Origin of the sequence: Prevotella brunnea, from assembly GCF_008016795.1 — a bacterium.
GTDB lineage: Bacteria > Bacteroidota > Bacteroidia > Bacteroidales > Bacteroidaceae > Prevotella > Prevotella brunnea.
Map to the genome: position 1 here is coordinate 1 of NZ_SDIK01000061.1, position 9,146 is coordinate 9,146.

Below are 9,146 nucleotides of genomic sequence, written 5' to 3' on the forward strand. Positions count from 1 at the left end.
AATAATTTCTTCAACATGCCGGATGCCGACATGAAACTCATGCTTGAAGCAGCGGCTGAATCGCCACCCGAGGTAACAGAAAATGAATAAGGGGGCTTGTCACTAACATGCTGTCATCCGAACTATTGTGTCTCAATGAGTTGGAATGAGGATTTCTATGTTTAGCGGACAGTAATAATATGAAAAGATACAAAGGAAAAGCTGCCCGATGGCAGCAACAGGATAAGGAAGAACAGCGGATGAACAAAACGGAGTTCATCAAGGTAAGATGCACCTTAGAAGAGAAGCAGCGTATCAAGTCAAAAGCGGAAAGTGCAGGGCGGAAGTTCTCAGATTACTGCCGTGAGATACTCCTTAACGGAGAAGTAACAGCCGTTCCCAAGATGACAGACAATGAGAGGGAAGCCATTGCCATTCTCCATCATACAGGAAAGTTCTATGGACAGGTATCCAATCTCATCAAGGTCAAGGACGAAAGGTGGGTACTCATCACAAAGAACCTATCACTATGTGCAAAAGAAGCATTTAAGCGGTTTTACGACCCTCATTTTCGTGTGGAAGATGAGGTATATAAGGTCTTAAATCTAACAAGAAATGATAGGAAAATGTAAGGCGATAGCGCACGGCAGCACGGCTTTAGACTATATCTTCAGAGAGGGCAAGCTTGGCTATCGACTTGCCTTCCACAATCTTTGCAGCAGGGAGCCAAAGGCTATCTATGAGGAAATGAAAGTGGTCAGCGATTACAACAGTCGTTGCAGGAACAAGTTTCTCCGTATCGAAATAGGCATCGCACCGCAGGACGAGAAAAAGCTGTCAGTGTCCGAACTCATGTGGATAACCCATTTATTTGCCAAGCAAATGGGACTTGACAACCACCAATGGGTGGCGGTAACGCACAAGGATACCGACAACAGACACATTCACATCATTGCCAACCGCATCAGTTTGTACGGAGAGGTCTATGATACTACTTTTGTGAGCAATAGGGCAGCAAGGGTGGCGGAAGAAATCAGCAGGGAGAAACACTTGACCATCGCAAAGGAGGTCAAGGCGAAAAAGCAGCATCAGGAGCCAAAAGCCAGTCCAATAAGAGAGCAGACAAAACAGCAGGTACAGCAAATCTGCTATGCCCTGCTTGACAAGTACAAAGGTATGGGTATTACTGGGCATTCCATGTTCCTTTACGAGTTGAACAAGAACGGCATCGCGATAGAGCGCATGAAGAACAAGCAGGGCAAGGTCTATGGCTTGAAGTTCTCATACGCAGGACAATCATTCAAGGCATCCGAAATCGGCAGGGAGTTCGGCTACCGTTCCCTGCAGAAAAACTTTGAACCAACCAACAGGGAAGAGCCAAGGAAACCACACCAAACAATACAGGAGGCAACAGAAAAGAACGAACGCCCTGATACCGGTTATCAACTCGTACCTCCAAGCCGCTCCTCAATTTCACGAGACAATGACACACCACAAGTGCAGAATCCTATTAGTACAGTGGCAGACACCATTGTTAGTGCAGCCGATGAAGTTGTGGAAGGATTAGGCGATTTGATTACACCATCCACACAGGGCAATGACTATGCTGAAACAGCGTGGCAGCGCAAGCTCAGGAACCAAGCCAACAGAAAGAAAAAACGTGGAAGAGGATTATAACTCACGCCTGAACAAAATGCAGAAAGAAGAATATCTCATCAAGAACGCTTGTTATTCGGTAACAAAGTATTATCTTTGCAAACAGAATAACAAGCGTTCTTTGTTAGGCAGAAAACAGCGAAACCAAGTAACTCGCTCGTTTCTAAATCGTTACCAGTTTAGTTCTACTAACAAGGTAACTTCTTTATTTTCAACAAGTTGTATTTTAAGAATTATCTTAGAATACAAAAGCTTAGCTTTTAAATCGCAATTAATATCATACTGATTATCAATAGGTTATGGGGTGTGTTTCGGGCGTGGTTTTTGTAATATAATTTCGTGGTGCCGGTCGGGTCGAATGTGCGCTATCAAGTGTCTGTTTGCCATCATCTGAATACGAATTGGAGATATGAAAGGATTGGTGCTATCCGGCATTGGAACAAAATACGTCAAGTGTTCATGACTTGATACGACCTTGCGCGAGGTTTCCACAAAATCATTCAGGACGCGCTATTGAGAAAGGCTAAAGAAGTTCTCGCTGCCATACGACCCCGAGAAATCCTAACGACCGATTGGGGATAAAGGAACGTGAGCGAAATTGCAAGCGTTGGAATTACTGCAATAAAAGAGAGAAAGACACGAAAAGGAGCGACCTGCTTGTGCAAGATCGCCCCCTTTTGTGCAAAAAAGATTATTATTGCCTGCTGAAATTAGTTCAAGAAATGTATCTGACCAATAAAGTAAAGCACTGCATAGCCGAGAATCAGCGAAATGAGACCACACGTAAGTCCGGTTCGCAACATATCTTTCTGCTCTACGAGACCGGTGGAGTAAGCAATGGCGTTAGGTGGCGTGGAGATAGGCAGACACATGGCTGACGAAGCAGCTATCGCAATACCGATAATGATGGTGCTTGTTCCGCCAATACCATCGAGTTTATCGCCCATGCCTCTACAAACTACTGCAAGTATGGGCACAAGGAGTGCTGCCGTGGCAGTGTTAGAGATAAAGTTAGAGAGGAAATAGCAAATGAGTCCGGAGATGATGAGGATGATAATGGGGCTCCATTTACCGAAAGGAATACTCTCTATTGCAGCATCTGCAAGTCCGGTCCCATTCATTCCCAATCCGATGGCGAAACCTCCTGCCACCATCCAGATAACGCTCCAGTCAATTTTCTGAAGGTCTTTAGCCGTAATCACACCCGTTACCGCGAAAACGCCCATAGGAATCATGGAAACGGTGTTGGTGTCAATGCTTGTTACGGTCTTTGGGATGACCCAAAGGAGAATGGTAACTACGAAAGTTGCCATAACCACCCACATGCGCCAACCTTTGTGTATTTCTCCGGTAATCTCCAGCTGGATGGTTTTTTGCGTGAATGGGAAGTATTTAACGAGAATTCGCCAGCAAATGATGAGCAGGATAATAACCAAAGGACACATGAAAACCATCCAATGCAAGAAGTCGATGTTCATGTTCAGTCCGGCAGGGTCATTGAGATATTTCTGCGCAATGAGGTTAGGGGGCGTTCCGATAGGTGTGCCCATTCCACCGAGGTTGGCAGCCAAGGGAATGGACATGGTAAGAGCAACGCGTCCTTTCTCGTTGGTGGGAAGAGCGGCAAAGACCGGAGCGAGGAAAGTAAGCATAAGTGCTGCCGTCGCAGTGTTGGAGATGAACATGGAGAAGAGACCGGTTATCATGAGGAAACCCAAGAGTACGTTCTCACTCTTTTTACCGAACGGACGTATCATGTTCTTGGCGAGCAGCGTATCAAGTCCCGATTTCGATGCGGCAATGGCAAGAATGAAACCGGCAAGGAAAAGCATGATTATGGGATCGGCAAAGGAAGCCATGATCTCTTCCGAATCAAGCAATTCGCCCACACCGTCGCTTTTGAATAACGCAAATGAGTTTTGAGAAACGGTGGTACACATGATGGTAATAATCGACAACGATGTAGCCCATGCCGGTATACACTCAGTCAGCCATGACAAGGTGGCGAATACGAATGTGGCAATGATGCGTTGTTGAACTACGGTTAAACCATTAATACCAAATGCTGTGGTCGGCAAATTCCAAACCACGGTGGTGATGCCAATAATGGCGAGCAGCTCCCAAATCTTTTTTTTCTCTACGTGTTTTGAGAGCTCGTTTGAATTGTTTTCTGACATGGTGTAAAATTATTTTATTAATTGATGATTACCTGTTTCTCAAAAGATGGTTGCTAAATTACTAAAAAAAAAATAAAATAGCAAAAAATCGTACTTTTTTCGTACTTTTGCAGAAAATTTAATGTTATGTATAGACAAATTTCATTCTATTTGTTGGTTTTCATTGTTTGTTGCGCTTGCAATAACAATGTGAAGAAAGTGGCTGATTCGCCCGAAAAAGACACGACAACCATTGAGTTTAAGTATGCGCAAAACATCAAAGTGGAGCAACAAACCGACTATTTAAAAGTCATCTTGAGCAATCCATGGAAAAAGGGGAAGACGTTGCATACCTATTATATAATAAAGAAAGGAGAAAATCCTGACGTTCCCGATGATGGAACGCTGATACATGTTCCCTTGGAACGCAGCGTATTCTTCACCACAGCCCATGCCAATCTCATGGAGATGTTGAACAAGCAAAAGGTGATAGCAGGAGTTACCGACCCACAGTACATGCTCATCCCCGATGTTCAGAAACGTCTGAAGACAAATGAGATAACGAACTGCGGTGATGGTATGAAGCCTGATATAGAGAAAATCATCGACTTGAAACCCGATGCGTTGCTACTTTCGCCATTTGAGAACAGTGGTGGTTACGGACAACTTGACGAACTGAAGATACCCATCATAGAATGTGCCGACTATATGGAGACTTCCGCACTCGGACGTGCCGAATGGATGAAATTCTACGGATTGCTCTTCGGTTGCGAAGGCGTTGCCGACTCCTTATTTTCAGAAGTGGAGAAAGGTTATCTCGCGTTAAAGACTAAGGCAAAGAAGGCAAAACAAACCCTTTCCGTGCTGCCCGACAGGAAGACGGGTTCCGTATGGTATGTGCCCGGGGGTGCAAGTAGTGTGGGCTTGCTCTATAAAGATGCCAACGGTAAGTATGCTTTCGCGAAAGATACACATAGTGGCAGCCTTGCCTTACCTTTTGAAACAATCTTGGACAAGATGGGGGAGAGCGACTTCTGGATTCTTACTTATATGGGAACATTGAACAAAAAGCAGCTATTGTCAGAATATCAAGGTTACGCCGCATTAAAACCTTTCCGCACAGGGCACATATATGGATGTGCGGTGGATAAGATACCCTATTTCGAGGAAGTGAGTTGGCGTCCTGATTGGTTGCTGAACGATCTTTTGCAACTCTTCCATCCCGATCTTTATGAAGGAAAACTGAGATATTACCGTACGTTGTAACGAAAAATGGCTTCAGGATGACAAAAGGTTATCGCATAGGAGGTGTGCTGATACTGGGCATGGCGGTTCTCTTTATGTTAAATTTGTGCATTGGCTCGGTGAAGATTCCTGTTGGCGATGTGCTCAATATTCTTCTCGGACGTTTCGATGGAAAGGAAAGTTGGCGATACATCGTTATGGAAAACCGACTTCCTCAAACTCTGACCGCCGTTTTCTGTGGCGGGGCATTAGCCGTGAGTGGCTTGATGTTGCAGACAGCTTTTCGCAATCCGTTGGCAGGTCCCGATGTGTTCGGCATTAATTCCGGAGCCGGTTTAGGCGTGGCATTGGTGATGCTGCTGCTCGGAGGCAACGTTTCCACCGCACTTTTCTCTGTTTCCGGTTTCCTTGCAATATTGTTAGCTGCCTTTGTGGGTGCAATGGCAGTAACCGCACTCATCTTTTTCTTTTCCATAATGGTAAAGAACAGCGTGTTACTGCTCATCATAGGTATCATGGTGGGGTATGTATCGTCTTCTATTGTGTCGTTGTTGAACTTCTTTGCCACGGCAGAAGGTGTGAAGAGCTACATGATATGGGGACTGGGCAATTTCGGCGGAGTTTCTTCCGATCACATCCCATTATTCGTTTCAGTGGTTTCCTTCGGCATTTTGTGCGCGTTGCTTCTCATCAAGCCCTTGAATGCATTGCTTTTAGGACCTCAATACGCTGAAAGCTTAGGCATTAACACTCGTCGGGTGCGCAACTATCTGCTTGTGGTTACGGGACTTTTATCTGCCATTACCACTGCCTTTTGTGGTCCGATAGCCTTTATCGGGCTTGCCGTACCACACATTGCCCGGCTTTTGTTTACCACGGAGAACCACCGGCTGTTGTTGCCCTCAACCATTCTTTGCGGATCGCTGACGGCTTTGTTGTGCAACCTTATTTGCTATCTGCCCGGAGATGGTGGCATCATTCCACTTAATGCCGTAACGCCTTTGATTGGTGCTCCGGTCATCATTTATGTTTTAATGAAGGGCAGATAATCTCTATGAAATCATATTGTATAAATCATATTAATCTTATCCCAAACCGGTGCTTCGTGGCATTGGTTTTATAATATTCATTGAGAATGGAAACAAAGAATTTATCATCATTTCGTCGAACGGTAATAGGTGTACAGTTTCTCTTCGTGGCTTTCGGTGCCACTGTCCTCGTACCGTTATTGGTAGGACTCGATCCCGCCACTGCTTTGTTTACGGCAGGTATCGGTACCTTCATATTTCATTTGGTAACGAAAGGGAAAGTACCCATTTTTCTTGGCTCATCATTTGCTTTCATCGCTCCCATCATTGCCGCCTCGAAGCAATGGGGAATGCCTGGGACTTTGGCAGGCATCATGGGCGTGGCGTTGGTTTATTTCCTGATGTCGGCACTGATAAAATGGCAGGGAAGGAAATATCTGAATCGCATCTTTCCGCCTGTCGTCATTGGTCCGGTCATTATCCTGATTGGACTTTCGTTGTCGAGTTCAGCAGTGGATATGGCAAAGACCAATTGGATGTTGGCCGGCATCTCCCTTGCTGTTGCCGTCACGGTGCTGACGTTGGGCAAAGGACTAATAAAGCTTGTCCCTGTAGTCTGTGGCATTGCGGTAGGCTACATCGTTGCCGTATGTATGGGCGAGGTGGATTTCTCGAGTGTAACAGCGGCACCATGGATAGCCCTTCCATCGGCTCTGTCTGATTTTCATTTGCCACAATTTGCGTGGAAACCATTCTTTTTCATGATACCGGTTGCCATCGCTCCCGTAATAGAGCACATTGGCGATGTTTATGTTGTGGGAGCTGTGGCTGAAAAAGACTTTGTGAGCGATCCGGGATTACATCGCACCATGTTAGGCGATGGCTTGGCTTGTCTGGCGGCGAGTTTCTTCGGAGGTCCACCTGTTACCACTTATAGCGAAGTAACAGGAGCGATGAGTATCACGAAGGTAACCGACCCAAAGGTAATACGCATTTCGGCAATGACCGCTATCATATTTTCCGTTATTGGTAAACTAAGTGCTTTGCTGCAGAGCATTCCGGCGGCAGTATTGGGTGGCATCATGCTGTTACTTTTTGGCACCATCGCTTCGGTGGGAATTCAAAACCTTATCCGAAACAAAGTGGATTTGAGTCAAACGCGAAACACTATCATCATCTCTGTTACTCTCACGTTAGGCATAGGAGGTGCGATTATCGGATGGGGCGATTTCGCTATGAGTGGCATTGGCTTATCGGCAATAGTCGGCGTACTCCTCAATCTTATCTTACCCCGGGAGAAAGAGGAGGTAAAACACCAATAAGAGCTGTCGCTTAAGTTTTCGTTATAGGGTGGGGGGATGAGGTTGTTGCCCTTCATCCTCCACCCTACAAGCCCCTGACTTTGTAAATCTGTTCCTTTGCCTCGTTGATTTCCTGAAATTTCTTTTCCGCAGCCTTGCGAATGTCATCCCCCAAAGCGGAAACGCGGTCGGGATGATGTTTCAATGCCATCTTTCTGTAAGCGGCTTTTACTTCATCGTCAGTGGCTGAGGGAGATATGCCTAATATTTTATAAGCTTTTTCTATGTTTCTATTGTTGGTCGGACGAGAACCGGCATCCATGTTCAGCATTGATTCCACATCTTGAGCTGTCAGCCCGAGATAGCCAGCCACCTCTTTGAGCGCGAAGATTTCCTTTGAACTCACCTCACCATCCACTTTGGCTATGATAACGAGATAATTGAGAAGCTGCAGTCGCTGGGAGATATTCATATGGAAAGAGATTTCCATACAACTCTTGCGAATGGTTTCCTTAAATTGTGGCTCACCTTGTTGTTTCTGCATCTCAAAGAGTTTCAAGAGAATGTCCTCGCCTTGCGCCACGGCTTGTGATCCGAAGTTATCGCGAAGAAACCTGCGCACGAACTCCATTTCCGAATGCATTACCATTCCGTCCGCCTTGATGATGTAAGAAGAAAGAACCAACATGGAGAAGAGGAAAGAATTTCGTTGCTCCTCGAAAGGACGCTTCCCAAAAGGATTTCCTTGGTATCGTTTCCCTCCGCATTGAGCTGAATTGTTTTCGGAATCGAAGAAGCCATCTTTGGACTCTTTGCCAACCGCCATTGAGTCATCCAGCATACTCCCAATGCAGTACCCGGCTATTGCTCCCAAAATACTACCACCACCCAGTATCCATCCAAGTGCTCCCCCAATCCATTTTCCAAGTGCCATCTTTGCTTTTATTTTGTTTTATCAGAGTGTCTGAACCTTCTTTTTCAGACCTTTATCAGATTTTATATCCTATCAATACACAAAGATAATGCCAAATTTTGGAAAGTCTTTACTCATATCGGTATTTTTTTTCAACAGACAGAATAAACCCAAATCGATTATTAGCAACCACTTTAGTTCTTTCTTCTAATGACAGCCAATAGAAATATTTAATTATAGATGTTTGTTATTCAGCAATTTACCAACTAAAAACCATACGCAATGAACTCATGTCAATACCTGCCTGTCCGGGCAAGACAAACGACAAACATATTCTTTATTTGACCGGATCGTTGAAAACGCGAAAATTCCTTCCCCCCGATATGAGAAAAGTTCAACAATGTCCTAAATTTTCTTCATTCATCCATCCAAAGCTTACCTTTTGCACTCCAAAAGGTAAGCTTTTGCAATGTAAAAGGTCATGAATTGAAGTGCAAAAGCTAAGCTTTTAGATCGCAATTAATATCATCTTGATTATCAATAGGTTATGAGACGTGTTTTGGACGTGGCTTTTGTAATATAATTTCATGTTGATAGTTGAGGCGAATGTGCACTATCAAGCGTCTGCTTGACATCATCTGAATACGAATTGGAGACATAAGGGGATTGGTGCTATCCGGAATTGGAACAAAATGTGTCAAGTATCATGACTTGATACGACCCTGCGCGAGGTTTCTACAAAATCATTTAGGACACCATTGGGAAAGAATAAAGAGCTTCTCGCTGCCACACGACACCGAGAAATCCTAACGATTGATTTGGGATAAAGAAGGATTATTTGATGTTTATTTGGTACTGTCCTATAAAA

7 protein-coding genes are annotated in these 9,146 nt (G+C 44.8%); 5 read left to right on the forward strand and 2 right to left on the reverse strand.

Annotation, left to right across the window (positions count from 1 at the left end; translation table 11 throughout):
* The first annotated feature begins 179 nt into the window (after positions 1–179).
* Positions 180–611 carry a plasmid mobilization protein gene (locus ETF27_RS08480; RefSeq protein WP_008449726.1) on the forward strand — a complete coding sequence of 144 codons (432 nt, stop codon included), beginning with the start codon at positions 180–182 and terminating at the stop codon, positions 609–611.
* Positions 595–1,656 carry a relaxase/mobilization nuclease domain-containing protein gene (locus tag ETF27_RS08485; protein WP_008449737.1) on the forward strand — a complete coding sequence of 354 codons (1,062 nt, stop codon included), beginning with the start codon at positions 595–597 and terminating at the stop codon, positions 1,654–1,656. Before ETF27_RS08480 ends, ETF27_RS08485 begins: the two co-directional genes overlap by 17 nt.
* A gap of 689 nt (positions 1,657–2,345) precedes the next feature.
* Here ETF27_RS08485 and ETF27_RS08495 read toward each other — a convergent pair.
* A complete protein-coding gene (locus ETF27_RS08495; protein WP_147785715.1) occupies positions 2,346–3,812 on the reverse strand; it encodes an SLC13 family permease in 1,467 nt (488 codons plus the stop codon).
* 126 nt (positions 3,813–3,938) lie between these two features.
* Between ETF27_RS08495 and ETF27_RS08500 the strand changes: the two genes are divergently transcribed.
* The 3 genes from ETF27_RS08500 to ETF27_RS08510 all read left to right on the forward strand — a co-directional run bounded on the left by ETF27_RS08500 (position 3,939) and on the right by ETF27_RS08510 (position 7,386).
* Positions 3,939–5,057 (forward strand): ABC transporter substrate-binding protein, encoded by a 1,119-nt coding sequence (locus ETF27_RS08500; protein ID WP_130829572.1) that lies wholly within the window; start codon positions 3,939–3,941, stop codon positions 5,055–5,057.
* Positions 5,058–5,074: 17 nt separating this feature from the next.
* Complete coding sequence (locus ETF27_RS08505) at positions 5,075–6,085, forward strand: iron ABC transporter permease (RefSeq protein WP_130829571.1); 1,011 nt, start codon at positions 5,075–5,077, stop codon at positions 6,083–6,085.
* Positions 6,086–6,171: 86 nt separating this feature from the next.
* Complete coding sequence (locus tag ETF27_RS08510; protein WP_130829570.1) at positions 6,172–7,386, forward strand: uracil-xanthine permease family protein; 1,215 nt, start codon at positions 6,172–6,174, stop codon at positions 7,384–7,386.
* A gap of 64 nt (positions 7,387–7,450) precedes the next feature.
* Here ETF27_RS08510 and ETF27_RS08515 read toward each other — a convergent pair whose 3' ends face one another.
* Positions 7,451–8,299, reverse strand: coding sequence for a DnaJ domain-containing protein (locus ETF27_RS08515; RefSeq protein ID WP_130829569.1), 849 nt, complete (start codon positions 8,297–8,299; stop codon positions 7,451–7,453).
* Positions 8,300–9,146: the final 847 nt, after the last annotated feature.